This is a genomic window from Saccharopolyspora sp. NPDC003752 (assembly GCF_053605825.1).
Genome location: NZ_JBSGJZ010000035.1, coordinates 1 through 14094 on the forward strand (window position 1 = coordinate 1; position 14094 = coordinate 14094).

11 protein-coding genes are annotated in these 14094 nt (G+C 72.2%); 8 read left to right on the forward strand and 3 right to left on the reverse strand.

Annotation, left to right across the window (positions count from 1 at the left end; genetic code table 11):
• Positions 1-144 precede the first annotated feature (144 nt).
• Both ACWEV3_RS33030 and ACWEV3_RS33035 read right to left on the reverse strand, forming a co-directional pair.
• Positions 145-2406 carry a molybdopterin-dependent oxidoreductase gene (locus ACWEV3_RS33030; protein ID WP_452617707.1) on the reverse strand — a complete coding sequence of 754 codons (2262 nt, stop codon included), beginning with the start codon at positions 2404-2406 and terminating at the stop codon, positions 145-147.
• A gap of 56 nt (positions 2407-2462) precedes the next feature.
• Positions 2463-3371: an erythromycin esterase family protein gene (locus ACWEV3_RS33035; RefSeq protein ID WP_452617639.1), complete on the reverse strand. Its 909-nt coding sequence runs from the start codon at positions 3369-3371 to the stop codon at positions 2463-2465.
• A gap of 167 nt (positions 3372-3538) precedes the next feature.
• On the opposite strand from ACWEV3_RS33035, the gene ACWEV3_RS33040 reads away from it, so the two are divergent.
• From ACWEV3_RS33040 to ACWEV3_RS33070, 7 genes are all read left to right on the forward strand, one after another.
• Positions 3539-4867 carry a purine-cytosine permease family protein gene (locus ACWEV3_RS33040; protein WP_452617640.1) on the forward strand — a complete coding sequence of 443 codons (1329 nt, stop codon included), beginning with the start codon at positions 3539-3541 and terminating at the stop codon, positions 4865-4867.
• A gap of 47 nt (positions 4868-4914) precedes the next feature.
• A complete protein-coding gene (locus ACWEV3_RS33045; protein WP_452617641.1) occupies positions 4915-6465 on the forward strand; it encodes a hydantoinase/oxoprolinase N-terminal domain-containing protein in 1551 nt (516 codons plus the stop codon).
• A gap of 3 nt (positions 6466-6468) precedes the next feature.
• Entirely contained in the window at positions 6469-7539 is a 1071-nt protein-coding gene (locus ACWEV3_RS33050; protein ID WP_452617642.1) for a DUF917 domain-containing protein, read from the forward strand.
• The gene (locus ACWEV3_RS33055; protein WP_452617643.1) at positions 7536-8636 is read left to right on the forward strand and encodes a DUF917 domain-containing protein; all 1101 of its coding nucleotides are present in this window, start codon (positions 7536-7538) and stop codon (positions 8634-8636) included. Before ACWEV3_RS33050 ends, ACWEV3_RS33055 begins: the two co-directional genes overlap by 4 nt.
• Before the next feature lie 406 nt (positions 8637-9042).
• A complete protein-coding gene (locus ACWEV3_RS33060) occupies positions 9043-10122 on the forward strand; it encodes a DUF917 domain-containing protein (protein WP_452617644.1) in 1080 nt (359 codons plus the stop codon).
• Positions 10119-11624 (forward strand): PucR family transcriptional regulator, encoded by a 1506-nt coding sequence (locus tag ACWEV3_RS33065; protein ID WP_452617645.1) that lies wholly within the window; start codon positions 10119-10121, stop codon positions 11622-11624. The genes ACWEV3_RS33060 and ACWEV3_RS33065 overlap by 4 nt, the downstream gene beginning before the upstream one ends.
• Before the next feature lie 155 nt (positions 11625-11779).
• Entirely contained in the window at positions 11780-12523 is a 744-nt protein-coding gene (locus ACWEV3_RS33070) for a dienelactone hydrolase family protein (RefSeq protein ID WP_452617646.1), read from the forward strand.
• On the opposite strand, the gene ACWEV3_RS33075 is transcribed toward ACWEV3_RS33070, so the two are convergent.
• Complete coding sequence (locus tag ACWEV3_RS33075) at positions 12478-13266, reverse strand: isocitrate lyase/PEP mutase family protein (protein ID WP_452617647.1); 789 nt, start codon at positions 13264-13266, stop codon at positions 12478-12480. The two genes, ACWEV3_RS33070 and ACWEV3_RS33075, sit on opposite strands and share 46 nt — an antisense overlap.
• 64 nt (positions 13267-13330) lie before the next feature.
• On the opposite strand from ACWEV3_RS33075, the gene ACWEV3_RS33080 reads away from it, so the two are divergent.
• Positions 13331-14041 (forward strand): ArsR/SmtB family transcription factor, encoded by a 711-nt coding sequence (locus ACWEV3_RS33080; RefSeq protein WP_452617648.1) that lies wholly within the window; start codon positions 13331-13333, stop codon positions 14039-14041.
• Positions 14042-14094: the final 53 nt, after the last annotated feature.

Consider the following 14094-nt stretch of genomic DNA (forward strand, 5'->3'; position numbering starts at 1 on the left):
CAAAATCGGCCGCATCGTCCAAGCCGCACTTGTGCTCACCCACTTCGAACACGGCCGACTCACCTAACCCCTTACTGAGATCACCTCATTGAAATCGAAGGTCTGATTTCCATTGAAATTGCGGGAAACCGGGATCCGGGCCGGTCACCTGGGGGCGATCGGAGGGGTCCGGGTCCGCAGGGGCGGTGGCGGAGCCTCGTGGCGCCGGACCTCGACCCGGGTCAGTTGGCCCGTGCAGCCCTGGGCCAGGCTCGAAGTTCCGATGTCCCGTGTCACCGCATTCGGGTTGCCGTGGATGCAGGTCGCGACCTCGGGCGCGCTCGGATCGAACCAGGCGCCGGTCGAGAGCTGGACCACGCCGGGCCGCACGGCGTCGCTGATCGCCACCGCCGCGAGGACGCTGCCCGTGGCGCTCACGATCCGCGCGATGTCCCCTGTGGACAGTCCTCGCGCCGCCGCGTCGGCGGGGTGGATGCGCATCGGTTCCCGGTCGTGGACCTTGGAATCCGCACTGGTCGCGCCGTGGTCGAGCTGGCTGTGCAGGCGGGTCGCCGGGTTGTTCGCGACCAGGAACAGCGGGAACTCGCCCGATCCCGGCGGGACCTGCAGCTCCTCCGGGACCAGCCAGGCCGGGTGGCCGGGGCAGTCGGCGTAGCCGAAGGAGTCGATGCGCTGCGAGAACAGCTCGATCCGCCCGCTCGGCGTCGGCAGCGGGTTCCCGGCCGGGTCGGCGCGGAACCGGTCGTAGAGGACCTGGTCGTCCGGCTCTCCCGGCAGGTCCAGCCGGCCGTTCTCCCAGAACTGCGCGAAGTCCAGGCCCGGATCGAAGTTCTGCCGCCACTGCTCGTAAAGGTGCTCCAGCCAGGCCCGCTCGTCGCGGCCCTCGGTGAACTCCTGCGCCAGCCCGAGCTCCTCGGCCAAGGCGGCGAAGATCTCGAAGTCTGACCGGGCCTCCCCGAGCGGCGGAACCACCTGGCGCATGGCGACCAGCGCGCGATCTTCCCTGGCGCAGCCCAGGTCGTTGCGCTCCAGCGTGGTCGTGGCCGGGAACACGATGTCGGCGTGCCGCGCCGTCGCCGTCCAGAACGGGTCGTGCACGATGACCGCCTCGGGGCGGTTGAACGCCTCCGCGAGCCGCGTCAGGTCCTGGTGGTGGTGGAACGGGTTCCCGCCGGCCCAGTACACCAGCCTGATGTCCGGGTACGTGCGCCGCTCGCCGTCGTACTCGTACTCCTGCCCCGGGTTCAGCAGCATGTCCGCGATGCGCGCGACCGGGATGAACTGGCGCACCGGGTTCACACCCTGCGGCAACTTCGGCAACCGGTACGGCAGCGGGCGCACCCCGATGCCGGCCATCGAGCCGTAACCGTGGCCGAATCCTCCGCCGGGCAGACCGATCTGGCCGAGCACGCACGCCAGCGCGATGCCCGCCCACAGCGGCTGCTCGCCGTGGCGGGAGCGCTGCAGCGACCAGCTCAGCGTCACCATCGTCCGCCGCGTCGCCATGGACTCGGCGAGCCCGGCGATCACGCCCGCGTCGATGCCGCAGATCTCCTCTGCCCACTGTGGACTCTTCGCGGTGCCGTCCGCCGCGCCGGAGAGGTACTTCCAGAACTCCTCGAAGCCCTCGCAGTGCGTGCGGAGGAATTCCTCGGCGTGCCAACCGCGTTCGATCAGCACGTGGCACAACGCCAGCATCAGCGCGGTGTCGGTGCCCGGCACCGGCGCCAGCCACTCGGCGTCGAGCTCCGCGGCGAGGTCGTCGCGCAGCGGGCCGACCAGCGTGAACCGCGCGCCGCGCTCCCTTGCCCGACGCAGGTGCCCGGCGACCGAATGCCTGCTGATGCCGCCCGAGTTGACCTGCGAGTTCTTCGCCGGGATGCCGCCGAAGCAGACGAAGTGCTCGGTGTGCTCGGCCAGCACCGGCCACGCCGTCGGGCGGCCGATGGGGTCTTCGTTGCCGACGACGTGCCGCAGCAGCGGCGTGGCCGCGCCCAGGCTGTAGGAGTTCACCGAGCGGGTGTAGCCGCCGATGACGTTCAGGAACCGGTGGATTTGGCTCTGCGCGTGGTGGAACCGGCCCGCGCTGCCCCAGCCGTAGGAGCCGCCGTAGATCGCCTCGTTGCCGTGGGTGCGGCGGACCCGGTCCAGCGCGCCCGCCGCAAGCTCGACCGCCTCGGCCCAGCTGACCTGCACGTACTCGTCCCGGCCGCGCACGCCCCGGCCGTCCAGAAAGCCCTTGCGCACGTGCGGCGCGAGCACGCGCACCCGTTCGTCGAGCGCTGCGGGCACGTTCCGCAGCAGCGGAGCGGGGTCCGGGTCGTCCGGATCGGCGATCACGTCCAGGCCGTCCGGCGTGCGGGCCGCGGTGAACAGTCCCCAGTGCGAGCTCTGCTGCCGATGCATGGTCACCTCAGCATCGTCGCAAACCAACTGCCCTCTGCCGAAGGCTTCGGCCGAAATCAGCGGAGGAGGCGGGCGGCGCCGACCTCGCGGACGTGGACCACGAGGTCGAGCCATTCGGCCAGGGACCCGCCGGAGAGGTGGTAGGAGGCGTCGTCGGCGGGGTCGTAGTGCGGGCCGATCAGCCGCGTCCGCGTCGGGGCGTCGAGCCAGGCGCGCACGTCCGCCGGGGCATCGGCGCGCAGGTCGAGCACGTAGGCGTCGGGCCCGGCGGCGAGCACGGCTTCGGCGAAGTCCGCGGGCGGTGCGGGCACCTCGTGGCCGCGCTGGAAGGTCAACCCGACGGGGACGTATCCGGCGCCGAAGCGTTCGCGCAGGTAGCTGCCCGCGTTGCGGTGGGTCAGCGCGCCCGGCGACACCGTGCGCGCCGCACCGTTGACGAGGTGCGCGAGGCCGCCCCAGTAGACGATCTTGTGCCCGGTGCGCTCGTGCCAGCGGATGGTGTTCTCGGCCAGTCCGCGCTCGATATACGAGAGGTCGGGCCCGGGCCCGACCGCCTGGTCCGCCAGGGCGAACCGCACCTGGTCGTCGGGGTGCCGCTCGTTGTGACTGCGGATCCACCGCACGGCGTCGAGGACTTCCTCCGTTCGCAGGAAGGACCGGGCGCCGGCCAGCACCTCGCGCGGATCTCCCCGCCCCGTCCGCACGTAGGCGTCGAGCTCGGCGCTCGCGACGTCGTCGCCTTCCAGCAACAGCGTCCGGAACCCCAGTTCCTCCACCAAGAACCGCAGCAGGCGGTGCGCGACGGCCGCCAGCTCGTGAGTTCCCCGGGACGACGCGCCGAGCGCCACGACCGTCGCGTCGCGCAGCCGGTCCCGGAGCGGGTGCAGGTCCTCGTGCGGGGCGCGGGGGTCCAGCGAGGTGAGCCGCACCGCCCGGCTGTTGATCCACTGCTCTGCTCGTTCCACGATCCGAACGTAGAACCTCCATCGAAGTGGAGGTCAACATCGCCGGACGCAGACTGTGCAAGAGGCACCCTTCTGCCCTCCAGGCTGTGCATTAAGCCCACTGACGACGAGCTGACCTGGTCTTACGGTTACCGGCTAACACCGGCGCCCATCCGAAGGAGCTCGCCATGGCCTCATCCGTCGGGGTCGACGACTACGCGCTGACCCGGGTTCCCGCCGGCGCCCGCTACTCCTGGTGGTCCGTCGCGGTGCAGCGGTTCGGCCAGGTGTCCGCGCTCAGCCAGTTCCTGCTCGGCGCCACCCTCGGCTTCGGGATGACCTTCTGGAACGCCTTCCTCGCGCTGACGCTCGGCGCGGTGATCCTGGAGATCGTCGCGATCTTCGTCGGCATCATCGGCGCCCGCGAGGGCCTGTCCACCTCGATGCTGGCCCGCTGGACCGGCTTCGGCCGCGCCGGGTCCGCGCTGATCGGCCTGGCCATCGCGATCAGCCTGATCGGCTGGTTCGGCATCCAGTCCGCCGTGTCCGCCAAGGGCCTGGTGGCGCTGGTCGGCGGGCTGCCGGAATGGGGCTGGGCGCTGGTGTTCGGGCTGATCGTCACCGCGGTCGTGCTGCGCGGGTTCGGCTCGATGGCCTGGGTCGCCTACGTGACCGTGCCCGCCTTCCTGGTCCTGGTCGGCTGGTCGATCGGCGTCGAGCTCTCGCAGCACGACATCGGCGCGCTGATGGCCTCCGCCCCGCCCGGCCCGCAGCTGTCGCTGCTGGAGGGCACCACGCTGGTGGCGGGCGGTTTCATCACCGGCGCGGTGATCACCCCGGACATGACCCGCTTCAACCGCTCCGTCGGCGACGTGGTCAAGCAGACGCTGGTCGGCATCACCCTCGGCGAGTACGTGATCGGGCTGGCCGGGGTGCTGCTCGCGCACGCCGTGCGGTCCGCCGACATCACCACCATCGTCACCTCCTCGGTCGGCTGGGTCGGCATCCTGGTGGTCGTCGCCGGCACCGTGAAGATCAACGACTGGAACCTGTACTCGTCCGGGCTGGGCCTGGTGAACTTCGTCGGCACGGTCTTCGGCAAGAAGCTCAACCGCGGCGTCGCGACCGCGGTGTTCGGCCTGATCGGCAGCGTGCTGGCGGCCGTCGGCATCCTCGACCAGTTCACCGGTTTCCTGACCGTGCTCGGCGTGGTGTTCCCGCCGATCGGCGGGATCATGGTCGCCGAGTACTTCATCGTGCGGCGCTGGCGGGGCGAGCTGGAGGCGTCGCGGGCGCTGGGCGAGATCCCGGCCGCCGCGCCGAACTGGGTGCCCGCGACGCTGGTCGTCTGGCTGGTCTCCGCGCTGGTCGGCGGGTTCGTCGAGATCGGCCTGCCGAGCATCAACTCGCTCGTGCTCGCGTTCGTGCTCTACGTCGTCGCCGGGAAGCTCGGCCTCGTCCGCGGCGTCGGCAGCACCCGTACCACCGCCGAGGTCGTGAGCGCTGACGCCGGTTAGAACCGGGCTCAGCGCTCACGACACCAACCCAGACAAGGAGTTCCGACTTGCGCATCGGCATTGACGTCGGCGGCACCAACACCGACGCCGTCCTGCTGGACGGCACCGAGGTGCTCGCCGCGGTGAAGATGAGCACCACCACCGATGTCACCTCCGGGATCGTCGCGGCCATCGACGGCCTGCAGCGGCAGCACCCGTTCGACCCGGCCGGGGTGCGGGCGGTGATGATCGGCACCACGCACTTCATCAACGCCCTCGTCGAGGCCCGCCGCCTCGCCCCGACCGCCGCGGTGCGGCTCAGCCTGCCCGCGGGCGCGTCGCTGCCGCCGATGGTGGACTGGCCGCAGCGGCTCGTGGACGCCGTTTCCGGGCGCAGCTACCTGTGCCACGGCGGGCACGAGTTCGACGGCAGGCACATCGCCGAGCTCGACGAGGCCGAGCTGCGCAAGGCCATCGACGACATGGGCCGCAACGGCATCCGCAGCGTCGCGATCACCTCGGTGTTCTCGCCCGTCAACCACGAATTCGAGCAGCGCGCGGCGGAGCTCATCGCCGCGGAACTGCCGGACGTGGCGATCTCGCTGTCCCACGAGATCGGCCGGATCGGCCTGCTGGAGCGGGAGAACGCGACCGTCATCAACGCCGCGCTGCGCGAGCTCGCGGCCAACATCGTCGACGGCCTGGCGTCGTCGGTGACCGGCGCGGGCATCACCGCCCCGCTCTACCTGAGCCAGAACGACGGCACCCTGATGGACGTCGACTTCGCCCGCCGCTACCCGGTGGCGACGTTCGCCTCCGGCCCGACGAACTCGATGCGCGGCGCCGCCGTGCTCTCCGGCCTGGACACCTGCGCGGTGGTCGACGTCGGCGGCACCACCAGCGACGTCGGCGTGCTCAACCAGGGCTTCCCCCGCGAGGCGACCACGGCGGTCAGCGTCGCCGGGATCCGCACCAACTTCCGGATGCCGGACGTGCTGTCGATCGGCATCGGCGGCGGCAGCCTGGTGCGCGGCGAGCCGTCGGCGGTGACCGTCGGGCCCGAATCGGTGGGCTACCGGCTGACCTCGAAGGCGCTGGTGTTCGGCGGCGACACGCTGACCGCGACGGACATCGCGGTGGCGGCCGGGCGCGCCGAGATCGGCGACCCGGAGCTGGTCAAGCACCTGGACCGCGACCTGGTGCGGGCCGCGCTGGAGCGCATCGCGGCCGACAACGCGGACGCGGTCGAGCGGATGCGGACCTCTGCGGAGCCGCTGCCGGTGGTCGCCGTCGGCGGCGGTTCGGTGCTGCTGCCGGACGAGCTCGGCGACGCCGGCGAGGTGCACCGGCCGGAGAACTACGCGGTGGCCAACGCCATCGGGGCCGCGATCGCGCAGATCGGCGGCGAGGTCGACCGGGTGTACGCGATCGAGCCGGGCCGCCGCGAGTCGGTGGTCGACGAGGCCAAGCAGGAGGCGATCGACCGGGCGGTGGCGGCGGGCGCGAGTCCGTCCACAGTGGACATCGTGGACTTCGACGAGGTGCCGATCCCGTACCTGCCGGGCAACGCCACCCGGATCCGGGCGAAGGCCGTCGGCGACCTGCAACTGGAGGTGTGAAGCATGCGCGAGATCACCTTGTCCGACCTGGACGACATCGCCCGCGGCGCGGCCATCCTGGGCACCGGTGGCGGCGGCGACCCGCACATCGGCCGGCTGCTGGCCGCCGCCTCGGTGCGCGAGCACGGCTCGGTTTCCCTGACGCCGCTGGAAGAAGTGCCCGCGGACGCCGCGGTGCTGCCGGTGGCGATGATGGGCGCGCCGACCGTGATGGTCGAGAAGCTGCCGTCGATCGAGCAGATCGGCCTGGCCGCCCGCACCCTCGCCGACTACCTCGGCCGCGAGCTCACGCACATCGCGTGCGCCGAGGCTGGCGGGGTCAACTCGCTGATCCCGGTCGCCGCCGCCGCGCAGCTGGGCCTGCCGCTGATCGACGGCGACGGCATGGGGCGCGCGTTCCCCGAGATCCAGATGGTGCTGCCGACGCTGTACGGCGTCGAGGCCACCCCGATGGCCATCGCCGACGAGAAGGGCAACCGCGGCGTTCTGGACACGGTCGACAACCACTGGGCCGAGCGGCTGGCGCGCAGCGCCACCATCGACATGGGCTGCTCGGCGATGATCAGCACGTACGCCATGACCGGGCAGCAGGCCCGCGACTCGCTGGTGCCGGGCACCCTGACGCTCTGCGCCGAGCTGGGCCGGCTGGTGCGCACCGCGCAGGCCGAGCACGCCGATCCGGTGGACGCGGTCGTCGCGCGGCTGGGCGGGCGGCGGCTGTTCACCGGCAAGGTCGTCGACGTCTCGCGGCGCACGGTCTCGGGCTTCGCGCGCGGCGACGCGCGGCTGACCGGCATGGACGGCGACACCGGCAGCGAGCTGGTGCTGCGGTTCCAGAACGAGCACCTGGTCGCCGAGCGCGACGGCACCGTCCTGGCCTCGGTGCCGGACCTGATCTGCACGCTGGACCGGGAGTCCGGCGAGGCCGTCACCACCGAGGCGCTGCGCTTCGGCCAGCGGATCGCGGTCATCGCCGCGCCTGCCGACCCGCGCTGGCACACCCCTGCGGGCCTGGAGCTGGCCGGGCCGCGCTACTTCGGCTACGACATCGACCCGGTGGGGGTCGCGCGGTGAGCTGGCAGCTGACCGAGGAACACCTCGAAGACCTGGCCCGCGGCGCGGCGCTGCTGGGCACCGGTGGCGGCGGCGACCCGTACGTGGGCCGCCTGCTGGTGCAGCAGGCGATCCGCGAGTCCGGGCCGATCACGGTGCTCGATCCGTCCGAAGTGGACGACGATGCGCTGGTGATCCCGACGGCGCAGATGGGCGCGCCCACGGTGGTGCACGAGAAGATCCCCAGCGGCGACGAGCCGGTGTCGGCGCTGCGCGCGCTGGAGTCCTACCTCGGGGCCGAGGCGAGCGCGACCATGCCGATCGAGTGCGGCGGGATCAACTCGATGATCCCGCTGGTGGTGGCCGCGCGCACCGGCCTGCCGGTGGTGGACGCCGACGGCATGGGCCGGGCGTTCCCGGAACTGCAGATGGAGACCTTCGGGGTCTACGGCGTGACGGGGTCGCCGATGGCGGTGGCCGGGGAGCGCGGCGAGACGACGGTGATCGACGCCGGCGACGACAACGAGCGGATGGAGTGGCTGGCGCGCGGCATCACCATCAGGCTGGGCGGCGTCGCGCACATCGCCGAGTACTCGATGAGCGGCGCGGACGTGAAGCGCACCGCGATCCCGCGCACGCTCACGCTGGCGCACACCGTCGGCAAGGCCATCCGCGAGGCCCGGGAGGGCAACGGCGATCCGATCACGCACCTCGGCGAGGTCCTGAAGGACACGCTGTACGGGAACCTGCGGGTGCTGTTCCGGGGCAAGGTCTCGGACGTGGAGCGGCGCACCGAGGCCGGGTTCGCCCGCGGGCGCGCGGCGGCGGTGTCCTTCGACGGCGAGCACAAACTGGAGCTGGAGTTCCAGAACGAGAACCTGGTGGCACTGGTCGACGGCGAGGTGCGGTGCGTGGTGCCGGACCTGGTGTGCGTGCTCGAATCCGAGCAGGCGGAGCCGATCACCACCGAAACCCTGCGCTACGGCCAGCGGGTCGCGGTCATCGGCATCTCCACCCCGGACCTGATGCGAACCCCGGAAGCACTGGCGGTCTTCGGCCCGGCGGCCTTCGGCCTCCCCTACGACTTCCACCCCGTGGAAGACCTCGTCGACCCCTGATCCCCAGTTTCAATTGAAACTGTGAACGGATCGGTCCCGGGTTCGGCGGAGTGCACCGGTGGTGTGCACAGTTTCAATGAGGTTTTTCCAGTCTCGTTTTGCGTGGCGGTGCGGGTAGCGGAACCTCAGAGGCTCCCTGACTGTGGGTGCCCCTCCTGATGTATGTCCAATACACGGCGGAGGGGCCGTCCTCGCCAGGAAGCCTCTGAGAACCCGCGGCGGTGCCGGTGTCGTAGGTGGGCTATGCGCCTGCGGCGCATGCGACACCCCATCGACGCAGCTTTACGACCCGCGGCTGCGGGCCGACCAGGATGAAAAAGGCGCAATTGAAACCGCGCACACCACCGGTGACCCGGCGATGCGCCCACCCGGGCTCGGTCTCCGCTGGTGGGGCAGGCTGTGGGGCATGCGCATCGGTCTGCCGGACGTGCCCGCGCTGGAGCGGGGCGTTTCGCTGCTCGGTTCCGGCGGTGGCGGCGACACCGTCACCGGCGCCGCGCTGCTGCGCAACCGGCTCGCCGCCGGTCACCAGGTGGCGCTCACCCCGGTCGGCGAGCTCGGCGCCGATGCGCAGGTGGTGCCGGTCGGCGTGGTCGGCGCGACCGCCGTGTTCGCCGAGAAGCTGCCCAGCGGGGCGGAGTTCGGCGCGGCCATCGCCGCGATCGAGCGGTGGACCGGCCGGCGCGCGGACGCGTTGGTCTCGATCGAGGTCGGCGGGCTCAACGGGGTCCTGCCACTGGTCGTCGGCGGGCAGCTGGGTCTGCCGGTGGTGGATGCCGACCTGTCGGGGCGCGGCGTGCCCCGGCTGAACCAGCTCTCGGTGGCCGCCGCGGGCAAGGGGCTGACGCCCGCGGCGCTGGCCGAGCCCGGCGGTCAGGTGCTGGTGCTCGCCGAGGCGACCGCCGCCGAGCTGGAGCGCACCGCGCGCGCCTTCCTCGCCGGTTCCGGCGGCTGGGCGGTTCTCGCGCTCGCCCCGATCTCCGCGCGCGAGCTGCCGTCCTGCGCGATTCCCGGCAGCATGAGTTCCGCGGTTTACCTTGGCGAGCAAGCACTTTCGGTGGGCGAACGATCCGGCGCCGAGGAGCTGGCGGCGGCCACCGGCGGGCGGGTGGTCGGGCTGGGCCGGGTGGTCGAGGTGTCGCGGCGGCCGGGCCCCGGCGAGCACGGCCGGACCGGGTTCGCCCGCGGCAGCGCGACGATCCTGGATCACCGGAGCCGGTCGCTGCTGCGAGTGGAGATGGAGAACGAGTACCTGTTCGCGATGCTCGACGGCGAACCGGTGGCGTCCACACCGGACGTTCTCGCGGTGCTCGATCGCCGCACCGGCGTGCCGATCCCCTGCGACGTCGTCCGCCAAGGCGTCGAGGTCACCGTCCTGCAGCTGCCCGCCGCGGAGTTCTGGACCGATCCGCGGCGCCTGCCGGTGCTGGAGCCGCGCGCCTTCGGCATCGACTGCGACCCGATCCTGCTGGAGGTGCGGCGATGAGCATCAGAGTGCGCCGGCTGCTCGCGCTGCCGGAGTGGCGCGAGTCGGTGGGAGTGCTGGCGGGCGACGTCGAGCGCATCGTGCGGCTGGCGCGGCCGATGGCACCCGACCGTCCCGTCGAGCCCGGCGAGCTCGTGGTGTTGGTGCAGCCGATACCGGCCACCGACTGGCGCATCGACGCCCTGCTCCGCCGGGTCGCCGACGGCGGTGGCGCGGGCGTGCTGCTGCCGGCCGGGGAGCTGCTGCAAACCACCCGGCTGCTCGCCGACCGGCTCGGCATCCCGCTGCTGGCGGCCGCCGCATCGCCGCTGGACCTGCTGATCTCCGCCCGGCTCCTGCTGGCGGCTCCCGCGCTCGACCGCGCGGACCTGGTGCTGGCGACCCACGAAGCGCTCGGCTCGCGCATCCGCTCGCCCGAGGAGATCGTCGCGACGTTGAACGGTCTGCTGGACGCGCCGGTCGCGTTGCTCGACGACAGCGGCACGCTGCTCGCCGGAAAACTCCCCCACACCAACGAAGTCCGCGTGCACGAGCCGGTTCCGCAGCGCATCGAGCTCGACGACAGCGTGCTGCTCGCGCACCCGGTGCTGCTCCCCGACACGGCTCGACCGACGCTCTGGCTGGCCACCGAGCTGCCCGACGCCAACGCGGCGCGGGCGGACATCGTGCCGCCTGCTCTGTCGGTCGCCGCCGCGGCGGTGCAGCGCTGGCTGCTCGCCAACCGGCTCGAACTCGAACGCGACGCCCGGTCCCGGGCCGCGTTGCTGAGCGACCTGCTGCGCCTGGACGACGAGCCGACCGCCGACCTGCGCCGTCGCGCGGCGGACGCGGGCTGGGGGCTCGGCGGCTGGCACGTCGGCATTCGGATCGGCAGTCAATCCACAGTGGACACCGTCGCGCGCGGCCGGGAAGTGGAGCGGGTGCTGCACGCCGAGGGCGTCGACGCGGTGGTGGTCGAGCACGGCGACGGCTGGACCGGCTGGGTCACCTTCGACCAGGAGCCGACGGCCGACCGGGTGCGAGCACTGGCCGCCCAGCTGCGCGCCGCCACCCACGAGCTGCAGCGCACGCTGGACGCGCACATGGGAGTCGGTCGCCCGCACCCGCAGGCGGACGGGCTGGCGACGACGATCGCCGAGGCCACCGACGCCGCGCGGATGGCGCGGACCCGCCCGGAGTCCGGCCGGTTCCTGCACGTCGACCAGCTCGGCATGGCCCAGCTGCTGCTGGAGTGGACCCGCACGGACACCTTCGAACCGGCGGCCCGCGCGCTCATCGCGCCGCTGCGCGGCCAACCCGGCGACCTGATCCGCACCCTGGCGACCTACCTGGACGCGGAGTCCTCGATCGCGGAGACGGCGGCGGTGCTCGGCGTGCACCGCAACACGGTCGCGGCCCGCATCGAACGGATCGAGCGCCTCCTCGCGGTCGACCTGAGCCACCGCGACGAGCGCCTGGCCCTGCACCTGGCCTGCCGCGCGGTCACCCTCGCCGAGGGCTAGGCAGGGCAGTCCCGTGAGCGCTTTGGGGTGCCATAGCGCCCCGAAGCACTCACGGACATCACGGTTCACCAGCCGAAGTGGTCGATCAGCGGCGTACGCGTGTCGGCGCACGCGGGTCGGGGTAGTCGGAGCTTGCGGAACTGGAGGAGGCTCACATGGTTCAAGTCGCAACCGAGCCGGTGATCGTCAAGACCCCCAAGGGCGACCTCGAAGGGGATCTCGTCGTGCCACCGCCTGCTCGGGCGGTGGTTCTTTTCGCGCACGGTTCCGGGAGCTCCCGGCACAGCCCCCGCAACCGCGCGGTAGCGGAGTCGCTGCAGTACTCCGGATTCGGCACCCTGCTGCTGGACCTGCTCACCCCGGAGGAGGCGAAGTTCGACCAGCGGACCCACGAACTGCGCTTCGACATCGAGCTGCTCGCCGAGCGGCTGGTGCCCGCGATCGACCAGCTCGACGAGTGGTCGGCCACCAGGCGCATGCCGATCGGGCTGTTCGGCGCCAGCACCGGCGCGGCCGCCGCGCTGAAGGCCGCCGCCCGGCGACCGGACCGCGTCGCCGCCGTGGTGTCGCGCGGCGGCCGCCCGGATCTCGGCGGCGAGGGGCTGGCATCGGTGCAGGCGCCCACGCTGCTGATCGTCGGCGGCGACGACCGCGAGGTGCTCAACCTGAACCGGCAGGCGGCCGAGCTGCTCACGTCGCTGCCGCTGACGGACGTCAAGATCGAGATCGTGCCGCACGCCGGTCACCTCTTCGAGGAGCCCGGCGCGCTGGACCAGGTCGCGGAGCTGGCCGCGAACTGGTTCCGCAACTACCTCGGCGCCGGGGTCGAGCGCTGGACCGGCCCGGACGGAGGTCACTGGAAGCCGCCGGAACCCCGCCGACGGCCACCGATCGCGTAGTCCTGCACAACCGAATAAGCGGGGATGCCGGTCGCCAGGGGTGCACCGTCGCGGACGCTGCGCGCCGTGGTGACCGCTGCGTGCAGCGCGGCGCGGTACAGCAGCGAGCCCGTGCTGATGCGCTGGACGCCGAGCTCCGCGAGGTGCTCGATGCGTTGTCCCGGCTGGAAGAGGATGTTGATCGGCACGTCGATCGCGTCCCGCAGCGCGCGGATGTCGTCGTCCGCCGCCATGCCCGGCACGAAGACGCCGTCCGCACCAGCGGCGACGTAGCGCTTCGCGCGGTCGATCGTGTCGGCCAGCGACGGTTCGTCGCCCAGCCAGTAGGTGTCGGTGCGGGCGTTGAGGAACAGATCCGGCACCCGCTCCTTCACCGCGCCGATCAGTTCTTGATGACGCGCGGGATCACCGAGCTCGTCTTCGAGGTTGATCCCGGCGATGCCCGCCGCGGCCAGTTCCCCGGCCAGCTCCGCGACCTCGCCGGGGCCACCGCCGAAGCCCGATTCGATGTCGACGGTCACCGGCCGCGGCAGGGCCGCCAGGCGACGGGCGAGTTCGATCGTCTGCGTGCGCGTGCGCCCCTCGCCATCCGGCAGGCCGTGGGCCGCGGCAACGCCGAGGCTCGTCGTGCCGATCGCCTCGAAACCGGCCTCGACCAGCGCCGCAGCGGAGGCGAAGTCCCAGGCGTTCGGCAGCAGCAGCGGGGCGTCAGCGTGGTGCAGCGCGTGGAATTCTCGGAACATGCCCGCACCATAGGACCGGGACGGTTCGGCAGCCGCCGAACCGTCGGTGTTGCAGGATGACCGCATGACGATGGCACGCGATGTCGCGCAACTGGCCGGGCTGCTGGCCGACACGACCCGTGCCGCGTTCTGCCTGGCGATGCTCGACGGCCGGGCCTGGACGGCGACCGAGCTCGCCGCGCACGCCGGGGTCGCCGCGTCGACGGCCAGCGAGCACCTGAACCGGCTGGTCGCGGGCGGGCTGCTGGTCGAGCGCCGGCAGGGACGGCACCGGTACGTCCAGCTCGCGAACTCGCAGGCGGCGGACCTGCTGGAAGCGTTCATCGGCCACCTGGGGCCGAGCCGGGAGCAGCCACGCGGCCTGCGCGCGGTCGGCGCCTCGGCGGCCCTGGCCAGGGGCCGCACCTGCTACGACCACCTGGCCGGCCGGATCGGGGTCGCGATCGCCGACGGCATGACCGCCGCCGGACTGCTCGACCAGGCCGGTGGGTTCGCGATGACCGAGGCTGGTGTGGACTGGCTGACCGGCACCCTCGGCATCTCCGCCGCGGACCTCACCGGCACCCGGCGCCCGCTGGCCCGAGCCTGCCTGGACTGGACGGAGCGCCGCTCCCACCTGGCCGGAGCGGCCGGAGCCCACCTCCTGCGCAGCTTCCTGGACAACGGCTGGATCAAGCGGATCGGCACGGGCCGAGCGGTTCGGCTGACCGATCCAGGCACCAAGGCCCTCCGCGATCTCCTCGCGATCGACGCAACGGCCCAGGGCCTGACGTGAACGCGGACATCCCCGCAGGTCAGCACCCGTGAGCACGTTGTGCCGCCAAATCA